Genomic DNA, 21,064 nt, shown 5'->3' with positions numbered 1-21,064 from the left:
ACCGGCCCGCCCCGCGCGGGCCCCGCGCACTCCGGCCGCGACAGCGTTCCCGTACTGCCCGACTCGGCTCCCCCGCCGCCAGGACACCGGGCACCTGTCGCGGCCGGTCACGTCCCCTGCGTTACACGCCCGTGACCCGGGGGTTCACAGTCACGTAACACGCACCACTCCTTCGTCACTGCGGCGAAACATCGTGCGGCATCGACGGAAACGGCGCTGCGCCAACCTCTGGCGCATAACCGGCCACCCCTCATGGCCAAAGCCGCTCTCCGGCCCCGCCCCGCACAGGCCGTACCGACGACGAGGAGACGCCGATGGCTCCAGCCATCACGACCCTGGCCGCAGACGCCCCCGCGCTGTCTGCAGCCAACACCGGGTTCATGCTCATCTGCTCCGCCCTGGTCATGCTGATGACCCCGGCACTCGCCTTCTTCTACGGAGGCATGGTCCGCGTCAAATCCACCCTGAACATGCTGATGATGAGCTTCATCAGCCTCGGGATCGTCACGATCCTGTGGGTGCTCTACGGCTTCAGCCTGGCCTTCGGCACCGACTCCGGATCGATCATCGGCTGGTCCTCCGACTACGTCGGCCTCAGCGGCATCGGCGTCACCGAGCTGTGGGACGGCTACACCATCCCGGTGTACGTCTTCGCCGTCTTCCAGCTGATGTTCGCGATCCTCACCCCGGCCCTGATCAGCGGCGCCCTCGCCGACCGGGTCAAGTTCACCGCCTGGGCGCTCTTCATCGCCCTCTGGGTCACCGTCGTCTACTTCCCGGTCGCGCACTGGGTCTGGGGCGCCGGCGGCTGGCTCTTCGAGATGGGCGTCATCGACTTCGCCGGCGGTACGGCCGTGCACATCAACGCCGGTGCCGCCGCCCTCGGTGTCATCCTCGTCATCGGCAAGCGCGTCGGCTTCAAGAAGGACCCGATGCGCCCGCACAGCCTCCCGCTGGTGATGCTCGGCGCCGGTCTGCTCTGGTTCGGCTGGTTCGGCTTCAACGCCGGCTCCTGGCTCGGCAACGACGACGGCGTCGGCGCGGTCATGTTCGTCAACACGCAGGTCGCGACCGCCGCCGCCATGCTCGCCTGGCTCGGCTACGAGAAGCTCCGCCACGGCTCCTTCACCACCCTGGGCGCCGCCTCGGGCGCCGTCGCGGGCCTCGTCGCCATCACCCCGTCCGGCGGCTCCTGCTCGCCGCTCGGCGCGATCGCCATCGGTGCCATCGCCGGTCTGCTCTGCGCCATGGCCGTCGGCCTGAAGTACAGGTTCGGCTACGACGACTCCCTCGACGTCATCGGCGTCCACCTCGTCGGCGGTGTCGTCGGCTCCCTGCTCGTCGGCTTCTTCGCCACCGGTGGCGTCCAGTCCGACGCCAAGGGCCTCTTCTACGGCGGCGGCCTGGAGCAGCTCGGCAAGCAGGCCGTCGGCGTCTTCGCCGTCCTCGCCTACTCTCTGATCGCCTCCGCGATCCTCGCGCTGATCATCGACAAGACGATGGGCATGCGGGTCAGCGAGGACGACGAGGTCTCCGGCATCGACCAGGTCGAGCACGCCGAGACCGCGTACGACTTCAGCGGAGCCGGCGGCGGCGCCTCCTCGCGCTCCACCGCCGCGCCCGCCCCGGCAGCTACGGAGACCAAGAAGGTGGACGCATGAAGCTCATCACCGCAGTCGTGAAGCCGCACCGGCTGGACGAGATCAAGGAGGCCCTGCAGGCCTTCGGAGTCCAGGGCCTCACGGTCACCGAGGCCAGCGGATACGGCCGCCAGCGCGGTCACACCGAGGTCTACCGCGGTGCCGAGTACACCGTCGACCTCGTCCCCAAGATCCGTATCGAGGTCCTGGTCGAGGACGACGACGCCGAACAGCTCATCGATGTCGTGGTCAAGGCGGCCCGAACCGGCAAGATCGGGGACGGCAAGGTGTGGAGCGTGCCGGTCGAGACGGCCGTACGGGTCCGCACCGGCGAACGCGGTCCGGACGCACTGTAAGCGCGGAGCACGTGCGCGGAGCACTTTAAGGAGCTGCTGGGTGACGAGCGTCGACACGAGCACACGACCGGAAGACTCGGGACCCAGCGGCTACGCGGCGGCCCGGCTGCGCCTTCTCACCGAGAAGGCGCAGTCCGGGCCGCCGCGCCGTGCCGCCCTGGCCCGGCTCACCGACGACTGGCTGACCGGACTGTTCACCGCCGCCGGGCCGCCCCGAGGGGTGGCGCTCGTCGCCGTCGGCGGCTACGGGCGCGGTGAGCTCTCCCCTCGCAGCGACCTCGACCTGGTCCTGCTGCACGACGGCAGCGCCGACGCGGGCGCGGTCGCCACCCTCGCCGACCGGATCTGGTACCCGGTCTGGGACCTGGGCCTCGCCCTCGACCACTCCGTGCGGACCCCGGCCGAGGCCCTGAAGACCGCCGGGGACGACCTCAAGGTCCATCTCGGCCTCCTCGACGCCCGGCCGGTCGCCGGTGACCTCGGCCTCGTCGCCGGACTGCGCACCGCCGTCCTCGCCGACTGGCGGAACCACGCCCCCGAGCGGCTCCCCGAGCTCGACGCCCTCTGCCGGGAGCGGGCCGAGCGGATGGGGGAGCTCCAGTTCCTCCTCGAACCCGACCTGAAGGAGGCCAGGGGAGGGCTCCGCGACGCCCAGGTACTGCGCGCCGTGGCCGCGTCCTGGCTCGCCGACGCACCCCGCGAAGGCCTGGACGGCGCCCGCCGCCGTCTCCTGGACGCCCGCGACGCGCTGCACCTCGCCACCGGGCGCGCCACCGACCGGCTCGCCCTCCAGGAGCAGGACGCCGTCGCCGACGAGCTGGGCCTCCTGGACGCCGACACCCTGCTGCGCGAGGTCTACGAAGCCGCCCGGACCATCTCGTACGCCGGCGACGTCACCTGGCGCGAGGTCAACCGGGTCCTGAAGGCCCGCTCCGCCCGGCCCCGGCTGCGCGCCCTGCTCGGCGGTCGGTCGGGAGCCGGCCGTACCGGCGGCGTGAAGCCGCCCATCGCCCGCACCCCGCTCGCCGAGGGCGTGGTGGAGATGGACGGCGAGGTCGTCCTCGCCCTCAGCGCCCGCCCCGACCGCGACCCGGTCCTCCCGCTGCGCGCCGCCGCCGCGGCCGCCCAGTCCGGGCTGCCGCTCTCCCTGCACGCCGTGCGCCGCCTGGCCGCCGACGCCGCGCCGCTGCCCGTGCCGTGGCCCGCCGAGGCGCGCGAGGAACTCGTCACCCTGCTCGGCGCGGGGGAGTCCACCGTGCCCGTCTGGGAGGCCCTGGAGGCCGAGGGCCTGATCTCCCGGCTCCTGCCCGACTGGGAGCGCGTCCGGTGCCGCCCGCAGCGCAACCCCGTCCACACCTGGACCGTCGACCGGCACCTCGTCGAGACCGCCGTCCGCGCCTCCTCGCTGACCCGCCGGGTCGGCCGGCCCGACCTGCTGCTCGTCGCCGCGCTGCTGCACGACATCGGCAAGGGCTGGCCAGGCGACCACTCCGTCGCCGGGGAGACCATCGCCCGTGACGTCGCCGCCCGGATCGGCTTCGACCGCGCCGACGCGGCCGTCCTCGCCACCGTCGTACGCCACCACCTGCTGCTCGTCGAGACCGCGACCCGGCGCGACCTGGACGACCCCGCGACCGTACGGTCCGTGGCCGCCGCCGTCGGGACGCAGGGCGCCCTCGAACTGCTCCACGCCCTCACCGAGGCCGACGCGCTCGCCACCGGACCCGCCGCCTGGTCCACCTGGCGGGCCTCGCTCGTCGACGACCTCGTCACCCGCGTCGGGGCCGTCCTCGCGGGGGAGCCCGCGACCGAGCCGGAGCCCGCCGCCCCCAGCGCCGAACAGGAGCGGCTCGCGATCGAGGCGCTGCGCACCGGCGAGCCCGCCCTCGCCCTGCACACCCAGCCGGAGGACGCGCCCGAGGACGGCGCGCCCGAACCGGTCGGCGTCGAGCTCCTCGTCGCCCTGCCCGACCAGCCCGGCGTCCTGCCCACCGTGGCCGGTGTCCTCGCCCTGCACCGGCTGACCGTCCGGGCCGCGGACCTGCGCGCGATCGAGCTCCCCACCGAGCTGGGCCCCGGCGTCGTCCTGGTCCTGAACTGGCGCGTCGCCGCCGCGTACGGCTCGCTGCCCCAGGCCGTCCGGCTCCGCGCCGACCTCGTCCGGGCCCTCGACGGCGGCCTCGACATCCCGGCCCGCCTCGCCGAACGCGACGCCGCCCACCCGAGGCGACGCGGAGTCCCGGCCCCGCCACCCCGCGTCACGGTCGCCGCCGCCGGCTCCCGCCTCGCCACCGTCATCGAGGTCCGCGCCCAGGACGCCCCCGGCCTGCTGCACCGCATCGGCAGGGCACTGGAGGGCGCCGAGGTCCGGGTCAGGAGCGCGCACGTGTCGACCCTCGGAGCGAACGCGGTGGACACGCTGTACGTGACCCGGCCCGACGGCAGCCTGCTGACCGACGGGGAGGCGGCCGACCTGGCGAAGGCGCTGGAGGGCGCGCTGCGGTGAGGCGCGCGGGTGAGGCGCGCCTCCCGGGGTGTGGCGCGCCCGCCGGGGCGTGGCGCGCCCGCGCCCGGTGCGGCGCGCCCGCGCGGGTGAGGCGTGGGTGAGCCGGGTCCGCGCCGGTGAGGCGCCGCACACCGTCCGTCCCACCGGCCCTACGCCGCCTCGCACCGCCCGCCACACCGCCCGCACGACCGGACTGCCGCCCCGCCCGGCCGTCCGTCCTCCCGTCCGTCTTCCCGTCCGTCTTCCCGTCCGTTTCGACGGGCGGGGGCACGTACTTCGGCCGGGCAGATACCCTTGAGGGCAATCCGTCCGCCCGCCCCCGACACCGAGGATCCGCGACCGCCGTGTTCGATACCCTCTCCGACCGCCTCGCAGCGACATTCAAGAACCTCCGGGGCAAGGGCCGCCTGTCCGAGGCGGACATCGACGCCACCGCGCGCGAGATCCGTATCGCCCTGCTCGAGGCGGACGTCGCCCTGCCCGTCGTCCGGGCGTTCATCAAGCAGGTCAAGGAGCGGGCCACCGGCGCCGAGGTCTCCCAGGCGCTGAACCCCGCCCAGCAGGTCATCAAGATCGTCAACGAGGAGCTCATCGGCATCCTCGGCGGCGAGACCCGGCGACTGCGCTTCGCCAAGACCGCGCCGACCGTGATCATGCTCGCCGGTCTCCAGGGCGCCGGTAAGACCACCCTCGCCGGAAAGCTCGGTCTCTGGCTGAAGAGCCAGGGCCACTCCCCGCTGCTCGTCGCCTGCGACCTCCAGCGCCCGAACGCCGTCACCCAGCTCGGCGTCGTCGCCGAGCGCGCGGGCGTGGCGTTCTACGGCCCGCAGCCGGGCAACGGCGTCGGTGACCCGGTCCAGGTCGCGAAGGACTCGATCGAGTACGCGCGGACCAAGATGTACGACGTCGTGATCGTCGACACCGCCGGCCGCCTCGGCATCGACCAGGAGCTGATGCAGCAGGCCGCGGACATCCGCGACGCCGTCAGCCCCGACGAGGTCCTCTTCGTCGTCGACGCCATGATCGGTCAGGACGCGGTCAACACCGCGGAGGCCTTCCGCGACGGCGTCGGCTTCGACGGTGTCGTGCTCTCCAAGCTCGACGGCGACGCCCGAGGCGGCGCCGCGCTCTCCATCGCGCACGTCACCGGCCGCCAGATCATGTTCGCCTCCAACGGCGAGAAGCTGGACGAGTTCGACGCGTTCCACCCGGACCGCATGGCGTCCCGCATCCTCGGCATGGGCGACATGCTCTCGCTCATCGAGAAGGCCGAGCAGACCTTCAGCCAGGAAGAGGCCGCCAAGATGGCCTCCAAGCTGGCGTCCAAGAAGGGGCAGGAGTTCACGCTCGACGACTTCCTGGCCCAGATGGAACAGGTCCGCAAGATGGGCTCCATCTCCAAGCTGCTCGGGATGCTTCCCGGCATGGCGCAGATGAAGGAGCAGATCAACAACATCGACGAGCGGGACGTCGACCGTACGGCCGCGATCATCAAGTCGATGACCCCGGGCGAGCGCCACGACCCGACCATCATCAACGGCTCGCGCCGCGCCCGAATCGCCAAGGGTTCCGGCGTCGAGGTCAGCGCGGTCAAGGGCCTCGTCGAGCGGTTCTTCGAGGCCCGCAAGATGATGTCCCGCATGGCCCAGGGCGGCGGCATGCCGGGCATGCCCGGGATCCCCGGCATGGGCGGCGGCCCCGGCCGGCAGAAGAAGCAGATCAAGCAGGCCAAGGGCAAGCGCAAGAGCGGCAACCCGATGAAGCGCAAGGCCGAGGAGGAGGCCGCCCAGGCCCGCCGCGAGCAGGCGCAGCAGGGCGGCGGCGCGTTCGGCCTTCCGGGCGCAGGCCAGGGCCCGGGCGACTTCGAGCTGCCGGACGAGTTCAAGAAGTTCATGGGCTGACGCCGGTCACGCCGTACGTGAAGGGGCCCGGGGCGGTGCGAACCGCCCCGGGCCCCTTTTCACTCCTCCACCCTGCCCGGAATGCCGGGAACGTCCGCCCTTCCGATACTGGGGGCCGGTCCTGACGTCGGTGTGAGGAGAGCAGCGTGCCCAACTCCGTACCCCCGCGCGACCGGACCGACCAGCCCTGGCGCTCGGAGGGCGCCCCGCCGCCCCCACCGGCGAAGAGGAAGATGCCGGGCGGCTGGGGCGGGCTCATCCTCACCGCCCTGGTCGTCTATCTGATCGCCAACCTCGTGCTGTCGTTCTTCAACCGGGGCGACGAGCCGACGATCTCGTACACGGAGTTCAGCAAGCAGGTGACCGCCGGCAACGTCACCAAGATCTACTCCAAGGGCGACGCCATCCAGGGCGAGCTGAAGAACAAGCAGCCGCTGCCGAACGGCGACAAGGGCGACTACACCAAGTTCACCACCCAGCGGCCCGCCTTCGCCGACGACAAGCTCTGGGACGAGCTGACCGCGAAGGGCGTCACCGTCACCGCCGAGCCGGTCGTCCAGGAGCGCAGCTTCCTCGTCAACCTGCTGATCTCGCTCGCGCCGATGCTGCTCCTCGTCGTGCTGTGGATCTTCATCGCCCGCCGGATGAGCTCAGGAATGGGCGGTGCGGGCGGCATGCTCGGTCGCAAGGCCCCTCCCAAGCCCGTCGAGCTTGAGGCGGGGGAGAAGCGCACCACCTTCGAGGACGTGGCCGGCATCGACGAGGTCGAGGGCGAACTGAACGACGTCGTCGACTTCCTGAAGAACCCCGCCGCCTACCGCGAGATGGGCGCCAGGATGCCGCGCGGCGTGCTGCTCGCCGGACCGCCCGGGACCGGCAAGACCCTGCTCGCGCGGGCGGTCGCCGGCGAGGCGGGAGTGCCGTTCTTCTCCGCCTCGGCCTCGGGGTTCATCGAGATGATCGTCGGCGTCGGCGCCTCGCGGGTACGGGAACTCTTCGCCGAGGCCCGCAAGGTGGCCCCGGCGATCATCTTCATCGACGAGATCGACACCATCGGGCGGGCCCGCGGCGGCGGCTCGGGCATGGGCGGCCACGACGAGCGCGAGCAGACGCTCAACCAGATCCTCACCGAGATGGACGGCTTCACCGGCTCCGAGGGCGTCATCGTCCTCGCCGCCACCAACCGCGCCGACGTCCTCGACCCGGCGCTCACCCGGCCCGGCCGCTTCGACCGGATCGTGCACGTCAACCCGCCCGACCGCGGGGGCCGGGAGGCGATCCTCAAGATCCACACCCGGGACATCCCGCTCGCCCAGGACGTCGACCTGGTCCAGGTCGCCCGGACGACCCCCGGGATGACCGGCGCCGAACTGGCCAACCTCGCCAACGAGGCCGCCCTCCTCGCCGTGAAGCGGCAGCAGAAGGCCGTGACCCGGTCCGATCTCTCCGACGCCCTGGAGAAGGTCCAGCTCGGCGCGGAGCGGCCGCTGGTGATGCCGGAGGAGGAGCGGCGCCGCACGGCGTACCACGAGAGCGGCCACGCCCTGCTCGGCATGCTCCAGCCGGGCGCCGACCCGGTCCGCAAGGTCACGATCGTCCCGCGCGGCCGGGCCCTCGGCGTCACGCTCTCGACGCCGGACGCCGACAAGTACGCGTACACGGAGGAGTACCTGCGCGGCCGGATCATCGGCGCGCTCGGCGGGATGGCCGCCGAACAGGTCGTCTTCGGTGTCGTCACCACCGGCTCCGAGAGCGACCTGGAGCAGGTCACCACCCTCGCGCGCGGGATGGCCGGCCGCTGGGGCATGAGCGAACGCGTCGGCCGCCTCACGGCCATCCCGAGCGACGCCCAGCAGGCGTACGGGCTCTCGGCCGCCCCCGCGACGCTCGACATGGTCGCCGAGGAGATGCGCCGCATCGTCGACGAGTGCTACGAGAGCGCGGTCCGCCAGCTCCGCGAGAACCGCGACAAGCTCGACGCCCTGGCCGCGGCCCTCCTCGCCGACGAGACCCTGGAGGAGGACGCGGCCTACCGGGCGGCGGGCATCACCCGCCTGAGGAAGGAGCCCTGGGGTGAGGAGACCTAGGGTTCGGGGGTCTAGGGCCAGGGGGTCTCTTGTGGCTGACGACGGCTTCCGGTCGTGCCGGCCGTCGGCCGCGGGTCACGGCACCCGTGCGATCAGGTAGCGGAAGACGTTCGTCATCCAGACCGTCCCGTCCCGGCGGACGAACGGATCCAGCGCCTCCGTGATCTCCTTCTCGACCTGGGACGGGTCCGTCGCGCGGACCGCCGCGTCGAAGTCGCCCGTCGACACCAGCCCCCGCACCGCACTGTCCCGGTCGGCGTACCCGAAGGGGCAGGACACCCGGCCCGAGCCGTCCGGCTTCAGACCCGCCCGCGCCACCACGTCCTCCAGGTCGTCGCGGAACGCCGGGCGCCAGCCCGCGAGCCGGGCGGCGACCCGCAGCACCGACGACGTCGCGCACCGCTCGGGCGGCCCCCAGCCCGCGAGCACGACCGTCGTGCCCGGTTGCGCCGGAGGAGTGACGGACGCCAGCTCCCGGCCGAGCTCCGCCGAGGGGTGGAACGCCGTGATCACGTCGTAGCCGGCGCCCACGGCGTCCCCGGGCTCGCCCTCCACCACCGTGTGCCCCGCCCCCTCCGGCAGCCGCTCCCGGGCCAGCTCCACGCGCGCGTGGTCCCGGTCCACGCCGGTCACCCGCGCGCCCCGCGAGGCGGCCATCAGCAGCGCGAGCCCCGAACCGCAGCCGAGCCCCAGGACCCGGGAGCCGGAGCCCACCTCAAGGCGGTCGTACACGGCCTCGTAGAGGGGTACGAGCATCCGTTCCTGGATCTCGGCCCAGTCGCGCGCGGGGTGGTACGGGACGAGCGTAGGTGTCATGGAAAGCGCCCCAATCAAGTGCCTGGTCGACAGCCCCCGTGTACATGCGCTCGCATCCCCCGTATGTCAGGGAACTGCCGATCCGTGCCCGCGTCCAGTGCTCGCGCCGGACCACTTCGCCATCCGGGTGGGGCCGGTGCGCCGCCCGGGCCGATGACCCGGTACTGTCCCTGCATCGATCCCCGGGGCGCGTACGCCTTCCCTACGCGCCGGGGCGTATGCGCCGCTACGCACCACCTTGACGCGAGCTGTGCGACTTCTCCGCACATCAGCGCACTGACCCTCGTCCGGACGCATCAACGGCAACTGACGGGTACGTGCAAAATATTTGGGATGCCCCGGAATGGAACCCGGGGGCGCGTCGGCTCGTTGTACGCGACGTGAGCACGACACCACCTGTTCTCGCCGCAGAGCTGGCACAGGCGTGGGCCGACATTCAGCGGCACCACCCCGAACTGCCCGATCTTGCCGCGCCCGAGTCCCTGATCGGAGAGTCCTCGTCCGCCTGTGGCGCCGAGCTCTCCTTCGAACGACTGCTCCACGAGGCAGTCCACGGCATCGCCGCCGCCCGAGGTGTCCGCGACACCTCACGCGCCGGCCGCTACCACAACCGCAGATTCCTCGCGATCGCCGAGGAGATGGGCCTGGACCACGCCGAGGAGCCGCACGCCAGCAGCGGCTTCTCCCTGGTCACGCTCAACCCCGAGGCGAAGCGGCGGTACCGCCCCACGATCGAGCGGCTCCAGCGCGCCCTCAAGGCCCACACCGTCGCGACCGCGGCGGACACCAAGCGCTCCTTCCGCGGCCCCGCCGCCCGCCACGGCTCCTCGGGCGGCGGTGTGCGCGTGAAGGCCGTCTGCGACTGCGGCCGGAACGTGCGCGTGGTCCCCTCGGTCCTCGCCCAGGCGCCGATCGTCTGCGGCGGGTGCGGCAAGCCCTTCCGTATCCCGGAGACCGTGGGCGCGGCGGGCTGACCCCCTGACCCGGCCGGGTCAGGGGCGCCACGGTCGTGTGGCACAATGGCTAGCTGTACTCGACAGTCGCATAGGACCCCTCTCTCCTCCGGCTGACGCGTCCATCGGGCACCCGAGTACCGCAACCCCACGTGGCATCTCATGTGCCCAACCACGTCAAGACCAGGAGACACCACTCCAGTGGCAGTCAAGATCAAGCTCAAGCGCCTCGGCAAGATTCGCCAGCCGCACTACCGCATCGTCGTCGCCGACTCCCGCACCCGCCGGGACGGTCGTGCGATCGAGGAGATCGGTCTGTACCACCCGACGTACAACCCGTCGAAGATCGAGGTCGACTCGGACCGCGCGCAGTACTGGCTGTCCGTCGGCGCCCAGCCGACCGAGCCGGTCCTCGCCATCCTGAAGCTCACCGGTGACTGGCAGAAGCACAAGGGCCTGCCGGCCCCGGCGCCGCTGCTCCAGCCGGCGACCAAGGAAGACAAGCGCGCCTCCTTCGACGCGTTCGCCAAGGACCTCGAGGGTGACGACGCCAAGGGTGAGGCCATCACCCCGAAGGCGAAGAAGGCCGACAAGAAGGCGGACGAGGCCGAGGCCGCGTCCACCGAGTCGACCGAGGCCTGAGCATGCTCGAGGAGGCTCTCGAGCACCTCGTGAAGGGCATCGTCGACAACCCCGACGACGTGCAGGTCGCCTCGCGCAACCTGCGTCGCGGTCGCGTGCTCGAGGTCCGGGTGCACCCGGACGACCTCGGCAAGGTGATCGGCCGTAACGGCCGCACCGCGCGTGCGCTGCGTACCGTCGTGGGTGCGATCGGCGGCCGTGGTATCCGTGTCGACCTCGTCGACGTGGACCAGGTCCGCTGAGCAAGTTGGACACACCGGCACGGGCCGGGGAGGGCCTTCGGGTCCGCCCCGGCCCGTCGTCGTCGGATCAGGAGAGAATGAAGACGTGCAGCTGGTAGTCGCGCGGGTCGGCCGCGCCCACGGCATCAAGGGCGAGGTCACCGTCGAGGTACGGACGGACGAGCCCGAACTGAGGCTCAGTCCCGGAGCGGTCCTGCTCACCGACCCGGCCTCCACAGGCCCTCTGACCATCGAGGCCGGGCGCGTCCACAGCGGACGTCTGCTGCTCCGCTTCGAGGGCGTCCGCGACCGCACCGCGGCGGAGGCCCTGCGCAACACCCTGCTCATCGCCGACGTCGACCCCGACGAGCTGCCGGCGGAGGAGGACGAGTACTACGACCACCAGCTCATGGACCTGGACGTGGTGCTCGCGGACGGCACCGAGATCGGCCGGATCACCGAGATCTCGCACCTGCCGTCCCAGGACCTCTTCATCGTGGAGCGGCCCGACGGCACCGAGCTGATGATCCCGTTCGTCGAGGAGATCGTCACCGAGATCGACCTGGAGGAGCAGCGTGCCGTCATCGACCCGCCGCCCGGCCTGATCGACGACCGCGCCGTGATCGCCTCCTCCCGGGACGAGGAAGCCCCCGGCGACGCCCCGGCGGCCGAGGACGACGACGCATGAGGCTCGACGTCGTCACGATCTTCCCCGAGTACCTGGAACCGCTGAACGTCTCCCTGGTCGGCAAGGCACGCGCGCGTGGACAGCTCGACGTGCACGTCCACGACCTGCGGGAGTGGACCTACGACCGGCACAACACGGTCGACGACACCCCCTACGGCGGCGGTCCCGGCATGGTCATGAAGACCGAGCCCTGGGGCGAGGCCCTGGACCAGACCCTCGCCGACGGCTTCGAGGCGGGCGCCCACGGCCCCGTCCTCGTCGTCCCCACCCCCAGCGGGCGCCCCTTCACCCAGGAGCTCGCGGTCGAGCTCTCCGAGCGCCCGTGGCTGATCTTCACGCCCGCCCGCTACGAGGGCATCGACCGCCGCGTCATGGACGAGTACGCCACCCGGATGCCGGTCTACGAGGTCTCCATCGGCGACTACGTCCTGGCCGGCGGAGAGGCGGCGGTCCTGGTGGTCACCGAGGCCGTGGCGCGACTGCTGCCCGGCGTCCTCGGCAACGCCGAGTCCCATCGCGACGACTCCTTCGCGCCCGGCGCCATGGCCAACCTGCTGGAGGGCCCGGTCTACACCAAGCCCCCGGAGTGGCGTGGCCGCGCCATCCCCGACGTACTCGTCAGCGGGCACCACGGGAAGATCGCGCGCTGGCGCCGAGACGAGGCCTTCCGGCGTACGGCCGCCCACCGGCCGGACCTGATCGAGCGCTGCGACCCCGCCGCCTTCGACAAGAAGGACCGCGAGATCCTCTCCATGCTCGGCTGGGCCCCCGAGCCCGGCGGCCGATTTTGGCGCAGGCCGGAGGCCGTGGAAGAATAGGCCGCTGCTGTGTGTCCGACGAGCGCCCCTGCCACAGGGGGACGACGCCCGCCCGGTGCGCACGGCGCTCTCACACCTCTTCGAACGTTCCGCTGATGACCTGTGGCATCAGCGAGGAAAGAGACCACCATGGCCTCCCTGCTCGACTCGGTCAACGCGGCTTCGCTCCGCTCCGACCTCCCCTCCTTCCGCCCGGGCGACACCGTCAACGTCCACGTGCGCGTCATCGAGGGCAACCGCTCCCGTATCCAGCAGTTCAAGGGCGTTGTCATCCGCCGCCAGGGCTCGGGCGTCAGCGAGACCTTCACGGTCCGCAAGGTCTCGTTCTCCGTCGGCGTCGAGCGCACCTTCCCGGTGAACAGCCCGATCTTCGAGAAGATCGAGCTCGTCAGCCGCGGTGACGTCCGTCGCGCCAAGCTCTACTACCTGCGTGAGCTGCGCGGCAAGGCCGCCAAGATCAAGGAGAAGCGCGACAACTGAGCTCCGGCTCACCGATCGCGCGGGGCTTCGGAGCACTGACTCCCAGGGTGGCCGGATAAGCTCTGCCCCCGATGGACACCGAAGCACAGCACACGGAGCGCGACCGCTCCTCCGATACGGAGGAGCGGTCGCGCTCCGCGCGTTTCACCGGGTTCGCCGACCGCTTCGGCTGGTCCTGGCGGCGCACCGGCCTCATCGGCGCCGTCTGCGTCGTCTTCGTGCTGCTCCTGAGCCACTTCGTGCTGCAGCCGTTCCTGATCCCCAGCCGCTCCATGGAGCCGACGCTCCAGGTCGGCGACCGGATCCTGGTGAACAAGCTGGCGTACCGGTTCGGCGACCAGCCCCGCCGGGGCGACGTCGTCGTCTTCGACGGCACCGACTCGTTCGTGCAGCAGCCCCCGGCCGAGAATCCGGTCACCGGGCTCCTGCACGGTGCCGCGGCCGCCCTCGGGCTCGCCGAACCCGCCGAGACCGACTTCGTGAAGCGGGTCGTGGGCGTCGGCGGCGACCGCGTGGTCTGCTGCGACACCGACGGCCGGCTCACCGTCAACGGCGTCCCCGTCGAGGAGTGGTACGTCCTGATGGGCGACGCGCCCTCGAAGGTGCCCTTCGACATCGTCGTACCCCAGGGCGCCCTGTTCGTGATGGGCGACCATCGCAGTCAGTCGAGCGACTCCCGCGACCACCTGGGCCGGCCGGGTGGCGGCATGGTGCCCGTGGAGCGGGTGATCGGGCGCGCGGACTGGATCGGCTGGCCCTTCGGCCGCTGGTCCGGCGTGCCGGAGACCGGTGCTTTCGACGCCGTACCGGAGCCCGCGGCGGGCGGCCATGGGTAACCGGGGCAGGGCGGGCGGGCACCGCGCCGACATGCCGCTGCCCACCGGCACCCGGCCCACGGCGGGTGGCCGTCCGCTGCCCGGGCGGGCGGAGCGGCGCAGGCTCGCCCGCAAGGTCAAGCGGCGTCGGCAGCGCTCGGCGATCAAGGAGATCCCGCTCCTCCTCACGGTCGCCGTGCTGATCGCGCTCGTCCTGAAGACCTTCCTGGTCCAGGCGTTCGTCATCCCGTCCGGCTCGATGGAGCAGACGATCCGGATCGACGACCGGGTCGTGGTCGACAAGCTCACGCCCTGGTTCGGCTCGACGCCCGCACGCGGCGACGTCGTCGTCTTCAAGGACCCCGGCAACTGGCTCCAGGACGCGGCCCCGACCGGCGACGCCCCTCCCGGCGTCCAGCAGGTCAAGCAGGCCCTGACCTTCATCGGGCTGCTGCCGTCGGCGGACGAACAGGACCTGATCAAGCGGGTGGTGGCGGTCGGCGGTGACACCGTCGCCTGCTGCGGCGAGGACGGGCGGATCACGGTCAACGGCGTGCCGCTGGACGAACCGTATCTGCACCCGGGGAACGAGCCCTCGAAGATCAGGTTCCAGGTGAAGGTGCCGGAGGGCCGGATCTTCGTCCTGGGCGACCACCGCTCGGACTCCGCCGACTCGCGCTTCCACCTGGACGAGAAGGACCAGGGGACGATCTCCGTGGACGACGTCGTCGGCCGGGCGGTCGGCATCGTCTGGCCGGTGGGCCACTGGCGCCGGCTGGAGGAGCCGGACACGTTCGCGGCCGTACCGGACGGCCGTTCGGGTGCTGTGTCGGCGGACGGCGCGTCGCATAGTGTGTCCTCGCGGAATCTGAACGGATTGCCCTGGCTCCCGACTCCTGCGGAACTCCCGCTCGTTATGGGAGTGGTGGGCCTGTCCCTGTTCCGGGGCAGGCATTTGCACGGACTGAGGAGTGGATGTGGGGGATGTGGCCGTCGGCGCACGATCCGGACACGACGAGCCCGAGGAGAGGCCCGAGCAGCTCGCCGAGTCGTCGGTGGCCATGAGGGATGACTCCGCCGGCGGGCGGGACGCCGACCCGGCCCACGACGCGAACGGCCCGGACGGCGCCGGTGCCGCCGGTGGCGCGGGCGACTCCGGTGACGAGGGTGGCGACGGGCAGGGCGGCGAGGCCGACAGCGCCCCGAGGAGGCCGCGTTCCTTCTGGAAGGAACTGCCGCTGCTCATCGGCATCGCCCTCGTGCTCGCGCTGGTGATCAAGACCTTCCTGGTGCAGGCGTTCTCGATCCCCTCGGACTCGATGATGAACACGCTCCAGCGGGGCGACCGGGTCCTGGTCGACAAGCTGACCCCGTGGTTCGGCTCCGAGCCGGAGCGCGGCGAGGTCGTCGTCTTCCACGACCCGGGCGGCTGGCTGGAGGGCGAGCCCACGCCGGACCCGAACGTGCTCCAGGAGTTCCTCTCCTTCATCGGCCTGATGCCCTCGGCCGAGGAGAAGGACCTGATCAAGCGCGTCATCGCGGTGGGTGGCGACACGGTCTCCTGCAAGGAGGGCGGCAAGGTCGTCCTGAACGGCAAGACGCTCGACGAGACCTCGTACATCTACCCCGGCTCCTCGCCCTGCGGTGACAAGGCCTTCGGGCCGCTCACCGTCCCCGAGGGCAGCATCTGGGTGATGGGCGACAACCGGCAGAACTCGCTGGACTCGCGGTACCACCAGAACCTGGCGGGCGGCGGCACGGTCCCCAACGACCAGGTCGTCGGGCGCGCGGTCTTCGTGGCCTGGCCGGTCACCCGCTGGGCGACGCTGCCCGTGCCGGAGACCTTCGACCAGCCCGGGCTGAACAAGGCCCTCTCCGTGGCCCCGGCCGCGGCCGGCCTGGCGGGCGCGCTGCCGCTGGTGCTGTGGCGGAGGAAGAGGTCGACCGCTCGGCATACCGCCGCGTAGCGACGCGCGGGTAGGGTGCCGTCCCAGATCGTCGAACCGACCTTCGAGGTGGGGAGCGCTGGGATGAGCGGAACGATACGTACGGACGGCGGCCGCGGCCGCCTCGGCAGTGTGCTGTCGGGGCTGGCCGTGGCCGTCGGCTGTGTGCTCTTCCTCGGCGGGTTCGTCTGGGGGGCCCTGCTGTACCAGCCGTACAGCGTGCCCACCGACTCGATGACCCCGGCGCTGGCCGTCGGCTCCAAGGTCCTCGCCGAGCGGATCGACGGCGACGAGGCGCGGCGCGGCGACATCGTGATCTTCAACGACCCGCTCTGGGGCGGCTCGACCATGGTGAAGCGGGTCGTCGGCGTCGGCGGTGACACGGTCGCCTGCTGCGACAAGGACGGGCGGCTCATGATCGACGGCAAGGCGGTCGTCGAGCCGTACACCGGGGGCGGCGCCGCCGCCTCGGGGCGGGAGTTCTCGGCGGCCGTGCCCGAGGGGAAGCTCTTCCTCCTCGGCGACGAGCGGCACCACTCGCTGGACTCCCGGACCCATCTGGAGGACGTCGGGCAGGGCTCCGTGCCGCGCTCGACGGTGACGGGCAGGGTCGACGCCGTCGCCTGGCCCGCGCCGGACGTCGTGGAGCGTCCCGCCGGCTTCGCGGCGCTGCCGGGCGGGGTCTCCGTCCCCGGGCCCGTGGAGCCGCTCTTCTACGCGATCGTCGGCGGGTGTGTACTGATCCTGGGCGGGGCGGCGTACGGACCGGTGGCGCGGCTCGCGGGGCGACGGTCGAGCGGCCGGCGCGGTGGCCGGCCGACGGGGAGAGAGACGGTGGACGCGTGACGGGTACGAGCCCCTCGGGCGAGGTCGCCGGGCCGGAGCTGCGCCGGGTCGCCCGGGTCGTACTGCTCGATCCCGACGACCGCATCCTCCTCATGCACGGCTACGAGCCGGACGACCCGGCGCAGACCTGGTGGTTCACGCCCGGTGGCGGTCTGGAGGGCGAGGAGACCCGGGAGGAGGCCGCGCTGCGCGAGCTGGCCGAGGAGACCGGGATCACGGACGTCGAACTCGGGCCGGTGCTGTGGCGGCGGATCTGCTCCTTCCCGTTCGACGGGCGGCGCTGGGACCAGGACGAGTGGTACTACCTGGCACGAACCAGTCAGACCGTGACCGCCCCCGGTGGCCTGACCGAGCTGGAGGAGCGCAGTGTCGCGGGGCTGAGGTGGTGGACCTCCGCCGAACTGTCGGCGGCGCGTGAGACGGTGTACCCGACCAGACTCGCCGAGCTGCTGGACAGGCTGCTCGACGAGGGACCGCCGAGTGCGCCGCTGGTGCTCGCCACGGAAATCGCTTAACGGTGCGAGCGGCTGGCGCACAATGGGTGGACGCACGGCTGAAGGGGAACATGCCATGAGCGCCGAGGACCTCGAGAAGTACGAGACCGAGATGGAGCTGAAGCTCTACCGGGAGTACCGCGATGTCGTCGGGCTGTTCAAATACGTGATCGAGACCGAGCGTCGGTTCTACCTCACCAACGACTACGAGATGCAGGTGCACTCGGTCCAGGGCGAGGTGTTCTTCGAGGTGTCCATGGCCGACGCCTGGGTCTGGGACATGTATCGGCCGGCCAGGTTCGTCAAGCAGGTCCGGGTGCTCACTTTCAAGGACGTGAACATCGAGGAGCTGAACAAGAGCGATCTGGAGCTTCCCAGCAGCTGAGACCACCCGCAGGGGTGACGGGGTTCTCCACAGGTCGGAGGTTGTCCACCGGCCCGCACACGGAACGTCGCGAAGCGTCACAGTCGGTGCCGGAGGTGGTACCGAATGAACGCAACGAGCGCCCTCGGACAGTACGGAGAACAGCTGGCGGTCCGCAGGCTCGCCGCGGCCGGGATGATCATCCTCGCGCGGAACTGGCGCTGCGGACGGACCGGCGAGATCGACATCGTCGCCCAGGACGGGGACACGGTCGTCGTCTGCGAGGTGAAGACGCGGCGGGACGGCGCCTTCGAGCACCCCATGGCCGCCGTCACGCCCGTCAAGGCCGACCGGCTCAAACGCCTCGCCGCCTGCTGGCTCGACCGCCACGGCGGACCACCGCCCGACGGCGGCGTCCGGATCGATCTCGTCGGGGTCGTGCTGCCCCGCCGTGGCGCCCCCGTCGTCACCCACGCCCAGGGGGTGGCCTGAGATGGGGTTCGCCCGCACCTGCTCCGTCGCCCTCGTCGGGGTCGAAGGGGTCGTCGTCGAGGTGCAGGCCGACCTGGAGGCCGGAGTCGCCGCCTTCACCCTGGTCGGACTCCCCGACAAGAGCCTCAGCGAGAGCCGCGACCGCGTCCGCGCCGCCATCGTCAACTCGGGCGCCGAGTGGCCCCAGAAGAAGCTGACCGTCGGGCTCAGCCCGGCGTCGGTGCCCAAGGGCGGGTCGGGTTTCGACCTGGCCGTGGCAGCCGCCGTGCTCGGCGCCGCCGAGCGGATCGACCCGCGGGGCATCGCCGACCTCGTCCTCATCGGCGAACTCGGCCTCGACGGCCGCGTCCGGCCCGTGCGAGGCGTCCTGCCCGCGGTCCTCGCCGCCGCCGACGCCGGCTATCGCCAGGTCGTCGTCCCCGAGCAGACGGCCGGCGAGGCCGCCCTCGTCCCCGGGGTCTCCGTCCTCGGCGTCCGCAGCCTGCGCCAGCTCATCGCCGTCCTCTCCGACGAACCCGTCCCCGAGGAGGAGTCCGCCGAGGAAGGACGCCCCGACGCCATGCTCGCCGGACTCCTCGTGCCGGGCGCGGGCGTCGGCACCGGCCTCGCCGCCGACCCGGCCGACGGACCGGACCTCGCCGACGTCGCCGGGCAGCACGGAGCCCGGCGCGCCCTGGAGGTCTCCGCCGCCGGCAGCCACCACATCCTGCTCTCCGGGCCACCCGGAGCCGGCAAGACGATGCTCGCCGAACGGCTTCCCGGCATCCTGCCCCCGCTCACCCGCCAGGAGTCCCTCGAAGTCACCGCCGTCCACTCCGTGGCCGGCATCCTCCCGCCCGGCGAACCCCTCGTCCGCCGCGCCCCGTACTGCGCGCCGCACCACTCCGCGACCATGCAGTCCCTCGTCGGCGGCGGCAACGGCCTCCCGCGCCCGGGCGCCGTGTCCCTCGCCCATCGCGGGATCCTCTTCCTGGACGAAGCACCCGAATTCTCGGGGAAGGTGCTCGACGCGCTGCGCCAGCCGCTGGAGTCCGGACACGTGGTCGTCGCCCGCGCGGCCGGGGTGGTCCGGCTGCCCGCCCGGTTCCTCCTGGCCCTCGCGGCCAACCCCTGCCCGTGCGGACGGCACACCCTGCACGGTGCGGGATGCGAGTGCCCGGCCTCCCTCATCCGCCGCTACCAGGCGCGGCTCTCCGGCCCGCTCCTGGACCGGGTCGACCTGCGCGTCGAGGTCGAGCCGGTGACCCGCTCCGACCTCCTCGGCCAGGGCGGGCGCGGGGAGACCACCGCCGTCGTCGCCGACCGCGTCCGCGAGGCCCGCGCCCGCGCGGCCGCCCGCCTCGCCGGGACTCCCTGGACCGTCAACAGCGAAGTCCCCGGCCATGAGCTGCGGACCCGCTTCCTCGTCTCCCCGGGAGCCCTCGCCGCGGCGGAGCGGGACATCGAGCGGGGCCTGCTCACGGCGCGCGGACTCGACCGGGTCCTGCGCGTCGCCTGGACCGCCGCGGACCTCGCGGGCCACGACCGCCCGGACGCCCAGGACATCGGCCTCGCCCTCGAACTGCGGACCGGCATCGCCCGGGGCGTACCGGTCGGAGCGGGGGAGCGGGCATGATCACCGACGACGAGCGTCTCGCCCGGGCCGCCCTCACCCGCACCGTCGAACCCGGCGACGCCCACGCCGGCCGCTGGCTCCGGGAGTACGGCGCCGTGGGCTTCCTCCAGCGTCTGAGGTGCCCCGCCGACGACCCGGACGCGTTCCCCGGCACCGGGGAGAAACGGGTCGCCGGATGGCGTCGGCGTGCCGAGGGCGCCGAGCCCCGGCGGGACCTCGACACCGTCGGCGGGCAGGGCGGCCGGCTGATCGTCCCGGGCGACGTCGAATGGCCCCGGCAGCTCGACGACCTCGGCGACACCCGCCCGGTCGGCCTCTGGGTCCGGGGCCGCGCCGACCTGCGGACCTGGGCTCTGCGCTCCGTCGCCCTGGTCGGCGCCCGCGCCTGCACGCCCTACGGGGCGCACATGGCCACCACCCTTGCCTCCGGGCTCGCCGAACAGGGCTGGGTCGTCGTCTCCGGGGCCGCCTTCGGCATCGACGGCGCGGCGCACCGAGGTGCCCTCGCCGCCCGGGGCGCCACCGTCGCCGTCCTCGCCTGCGGCGTCGACGTCCCCTACCCGCGCGGCCACGCGGGACTGATCGGCCGCGTCGCCGAACAAGGGCTCGTCATCGGGGAGTTGCCGCCCGGCAGCCACCCCACGCCCAGCAGGTTCATCCTCCGCAACCGGGTCATCGCCGCCCTCACCCGCGGCACCGTCGTCGTCGAGGCCGAGTACCGCAGCGGCTCCCTCGTCACCGCCCGCGCCGCCGCGCGCCTCGGCCGGTACACCATGGGCGTGCCCGGCGCCGTCACCAGCGGCCTCTCCGCCGGCGTCCACGAACTGCTGCGCGGGGAGGCCACCCTCGTCACCGAAGCCGCCGAAGTGATCGAGCTCGTCGGGGACATGGGCCAGCTCGCTCCGGCCCGGCGCGGGCCGGTCCTGCCGAGGGACCTCCTCGCTCCGGAGGTCGCCCGCGTCCTCGAAGCGCTGCCCGCCGGCCGCGCCGCCCCGGTGGGCGAGATCGCCGACCGGTCCGGCACCACCCCCGACGACACCCTCGTCCGACTGTACGAACTGCACTCTCTGGGGTTCGCCGAACGGCAAGGCGACGACTGGCGGTTGACGAAGACCCCCACGGATGGGGCGAATGCGCGGCGAGGCGGTACTTGACCTGGAGCATTCGGGTGAAATGGTGAGGGTGATGAACAACCCAGCTGTCTCGGCCGCACCCGAGGGGCCGACACGCGCCACGGCCCGGGTTCGAAGATGTGGCCGAGGACGTCCACCCACAGCGGTGCGATCCGCAGAGGTTCGCACACCGCGACCGTCCAGTCACGCTACGCTCGCCAGGATTCCCCGCCGGACATCCACCCCGACAAACCCGCCAGCAGAACGGCTCA

General features: G+C 72.3%; 21 protein-coding genes. 20 read left to right on the top strand and 1 reads right to left on the bottom strand.

Features of this window, described 5'->3' with window-relative positions; all coding sequences use genetic code 11:
* Nucleotides 1-314 precede the first annotated feature (314 nt).
* From ACIPPS_RS00585 to ftsH, 5 genes are all read left to right on the top strand, one after another.
* Complete coding sequence (locus ACIPPS_RS00585) at nt 315-1,661, top strand: ammonium transporter (protein WP_401425122.1); 1,347 nt, start codon at nt 315-317, stop codon at nt 1,659-1,661.
* The gene (locus ACIPPS_RS00580) at nt 1,658-1,996 is read left to right on the top strand and encodes a P-II family nitrogen regulator (RefSeq protein WP_101390346.1); all 339 of its coding nucleotides are present in this window, start codon (nt 1,658-1,660) and stop codon (nt 1,994-1,996) included. Before ACIPPS_RS00585 ends, ACIPPS_RS00580 begins: the two co-directional genes overlap by 4 nt.
* A gap of 40 nt (nt 1,997-2,036) precedes the next feature.
* A complete protein-coding gene (locus ACIPPS_RS00575) occupies nt 2,037-4,502 on the top strand; it encodes a [protein-PII] uridylyltransferase (protein ID WP_401425119.1) in 2,466 nt (821 codons plus the stop codon).
* Between the two features lie 344 nt (nt 4,503-4,846).
* Nucleotides 4,847-6,403, top strand: coding sequence for a signal recognition particle protein (gene ffh, locus ACIPPS_RS00570; RefSeq protein ID WP_401425117.1), 1,557 nt, complete (start codon nt 4,847-4,849; stop codon nt 6,401-6,403).
* A gap of 146 nt (nt 6,404-6,549) precedes the next feature.
* Complete coding sequence (gene ftsH, locus ACIPPS_RS00565; RefSeq protein ID WP_401425114.1) at nt 6,550-8,490, top strand: ATP-dependent zinc metalloprotease FtsH; 1,941 nt, start codon at nt 6,550-6,552, stop codon at nt 8,488-8,490.
* A 75-nt stretch (nt 8,491-8,565) separates the two neighbouring features.
* Here ftsH and ACIPPS_RS00560 read toward each other — a convergent pair whose 3' ends face one another.
* Nucleotides 8,566-9,306 carry a class I SAM-dependent methyltransferase gene (locus ACIPPS_RS00560; protein ID WP_401425112.1) on the bottom strand — a complete coding sequence of 247 codons (741 nt, stop codon included), beginning with the start codon at nt 9,304-9,306 and terminating at the stop codon, nt 8,566-8,568.
* A gap of 380 nt (nt 9,307-9,686) precedes the next feature.
* Here ACIPPS_RS00560 and ACIPPS_RS00555 point away from each other — a divergent pair, with 380 nt between their 5' ends.
* The 15 genes from ACIPPS_RS00555 (at nt 9,687) to dprA (ending at nt 20,834) form a co-directional block, all read left to right on the top strand.
* Nucleotides 9,687-10,280, top strand: a complete 594-nt coding sequence (locus ACIPPS_RS00555; protein ID WP_401425109.1) for a hypothetical protein — start codon at nt 9,687-9,689, stop codon at nt 10,278-10,280.
* A gap of 180 nt (nt 10,281-10,460) precedes the next feature.
* Complete coding sequence (gene rpsP / locus ACIPPS_RS00550) at nt 10,461-10,901, top strand: 30S ribosomal protein S16 (protein ID WP_401425107.1); 441 nt, start codon at nt 10,461-10,463, stop codon at nt 10,899-10,901.
* Nucleotides 10,902-10,903: 2 nt separating this feature from the next.
* Nucleotides 10,904-11,143, top strand: coding sequence for an RNA-binding protein (locus tag ACIPPS_RS00545; protein ID WP_005311361.1), 240 nt, complete (start codon nt 10,904-10,906; stop codon nt 11,141-11,143).
* Between the two features lie 85 nt (nt 11,144-11,228).
* Nucleotides 11,229-11,810, top strand: coding sequence for a ribosome maturation factor RimM (gene rimM, locus ACIPPS_RS00540; protein WP_401425104.1), 582 nt, complete (start codon nt 11,229-11,231; stop codon nt 11,808-11,810).
* Nucleotides 11,807-12,628, top strand: coding sequence for a tRNA (guanosine(37)-N1)-methyltransferase TrmD (gene trmD / locus ACIPPS_RS00535; RefSeq protein ID WP_401425101.1), 822 nt, complete (start codon nt 11,807-11,809; stop codon nt 12,626-12,628). Before rimM ends, trmD begins: the two co-directional genes overlap by 4 nt.
* Nucleotides 12,629-12,757: 129 nt before the next feature.
* Complete coding sequence (gene rplS / locus ACIPPS_RS00530) at nt 12,758-13,108, top strand: 50S ribosomal protein L19 (RefSeq protein ID WP_401425098.1); 351 nt, start codon at nt 12,758-12,760, stop codon at nt 13,106-13,108.
* Nucleotides 13,109-13,179: 71 nt separating this feature from the next.
* On the top strand, nt 13,180-13,944 hold the full coding sequence (gene lepB, locus ACIPPS_RS00525; protein WP_401425095.1) for a signal peptidase I: 765 nt from the start codon (nt 13,180-13,182) through the stop codon (nt 13,942-13,944).
* Entirely contained in the window at nt 13,937-14,995 is a 1,059-nt protein-coding gene (lepB, locus tag ACIPPS_RS00520; RefSeq protein ID WP_401425093.1) for a signal peptidase I, read from the top strand. Before lepB (ACIPPS_RS00525) ends, lepB (ACIPPS_RS00520) begins: the two co-directional genes overlap by 8 nt.
* Nucleotides 14,910-15,890, top strand: a complete 981-nt coding sequence (gene lepB, locus ACIPPS_RS00515; protein ID WP_401427129.1) for a signal peptidase I — start codon at nt 14,910-14,912, stop codon at nt 15,888-15,890. The genes lepB (ACIPPS_RS00520) and lepB (ACIPPS_RS00515) overlap by 86 nt, the downstream gene beginning before the upstream one ends.
* A gap of 63 nt (nt 15,891-15,953) precedes the next feature.
* Nucleotides 15,954-16,715: a signal peptidase I gene (lepB, locus tag ACIPPS_RS00510; protein WP_401425091.1), complete on the top strand. Its 762-nt coding sequence runs from the start codon at nt 15,954-15,956 to the stop codon at nt 16,713-16,715.
* Complete coding sequence (locus ACIPPS_RS00505) at nt 16,712-17,230, top strand: NUDIX hydrolase (RefSeq protein ID WP_401425089.1); 519 nt, start codon at nt 16,712-16,714, stop codon at nt 17,228-17,230. Before lepB (ACIPPS_RS00510) ends, ACIPPS_RS00505 begins: the two co-directional genes overlap by 4 nt.
* A gap of 55 nt (nt 17,231-17,285) precedes the next feature.
* Nucleotides 17,286-17,594 (top strand): DUF2469 domain-containing protein, encoded by a 309-nt coding sequence (locus ACIPPS_RS00500; protein ID WP_055510545.1) that lies wholly within the window; start codon nt 17,286-17,288, stop codon nt 17,592-17,594.
* A gap of 105 nt (nt 17,595-17,699) precedes the next feature.
* Entirely contained in the window at nt 17,700-18,065 is a 366-nt protein-coding gene (locus ACIPPS_RS00495) for a YraN family protein (RefSeq protein WP_401425087.1), read from the top strand.
* Between the two features lies 1 nt (nt 18,066).
* Nucleotides 18,067-19,680, top strand: coding sequence for a YifB family Mg chelatase-like AAA ATPase (locus ACIPPS_RS00490; RefSeq protein WP_401425084.1), 1,614 nt, complete (start codon nt 18,067-18,069; stop codon nt 19,678-19,680).
* Nucleotides 19,677-20,834: a DNA-processing protein DprA gene (gene dprA, locus ACIPPS_RS00485; RefSeq protein WP_401425082.1), complete on the top strand. Its 1,158-nt coding sequence runs from the start codon at nt 19,677-19,679 to the stop codon at nt 20,832-20,834. Before ACIPPS_RS00490 ends, dprA begins: the two co-directional genes overlap by 4 nt.
* The last annotated feature ends 230 nt before the right edge of the window (nt 20,835-21,064 follow it).

The organism is Streptomyces sp. NPDC090127 (assembly GCF_044746945.1).
Taxonomy (GTDB): Bacteria; Actinomycetota; Actinomycetes; order Streptomycetales; family Streptomycetaceae; genus Streptomyces.
The sequence above is the reverse complement of the archived record's forward strand: the minus strand, read 5'-3'. Positions and strand labels throughout refer to the sequence as shown.

Bases quoted from the DNA above. Each gene is read 5' to 3' on its own strand.
- lepB (WP_401425093.1), top strand. From the start codon at position 13,937: ATGGGTAACCGGGGCAGGGCGGGCGGGCACCGCGCCGACATGCCGCTG.
- ACIPPS_RS00580 (WP_101390346.1), top strand. From the start codon at position 1,658: ATGAAGCTCATCACCGCAGTCGTGAAGCCGCACCGGCTGGACGAGATC.
- ACIPPS_RS00545 (WP_005311361.1), top strand. From the start codon at position 10,904: ATGCTCGAGGAGGCTCTCGAGCACCTCGTGAAGGGCATCGTCGACAAC.
- ACIPPS_RS00500 (WP_055510545.1), top strand. From the start codon at position 17,286: ATGAGCGCCGAGGACCTCGAGAAGTACGAGACCGAGATGGAGCTGAAG.
- lepB (WP_401425095.1), top strand. From the start codon at position 13,180: ATGGACACCGAAGCACAGCACACGGAGCGCGACCGCTCCTCCGATACG.
- ACIPPS_RS00490 (WP_401425084.1), top strand. From the start codon at position 18,067: ATGGGGTTCGCCCGCACCTGCTCCGTCGCCCTCGTCGGGGTCGAAGGG.
- lepB (WP_401425091.1), top strand. From the start codon at position 15,954: ATGAGCGGAACGATACGTACGGACGGCGGCCGCGGCCGCCTCGGCAGT.
- ACIPPS_RS00495 (WP_401425087.1), top strand. From the start codon at position 17,700: ATGAACGCAACGAGCGCCCTCGGACAGTACGGAGAACAGCTGGCGGTC.
- rplS (WP_401425098.1), top strand. From the start codon at position 12,758: ATGGCCTCCCTGCTCGACTCGGTCAACGCGGCTTCGCTCCGCTCCGAC.
- dprA (WP_401425082.1), top strand. From the start codon at position 19,677: ATGATCACCGACGACGAGCGTCTCGCCCGGGCCGCCCTCACCCGCACC.
- ACIPPS_RS00585 (WP_401425122.1), top strand. From the start codon at position 315: ATGGCTCCAGCCATCACGACCCTGGCCGCAGACGCCCCCGCGCTGTCT.
- ACIPPS_RS00560 (WP_401425112.1), bottom strand. From the start codon at position 9,306: ATGACACCTACGCTCGTCCCGTACCACCCCGCGCGCGACTGGGCCGAG.
- trmD (WP_401425101.1), top strand. From the start codon at position 11,807: ATGAGGCTCGACGTCGTCACGATCTTCCCCGAGTACCTGGAACCGCTG.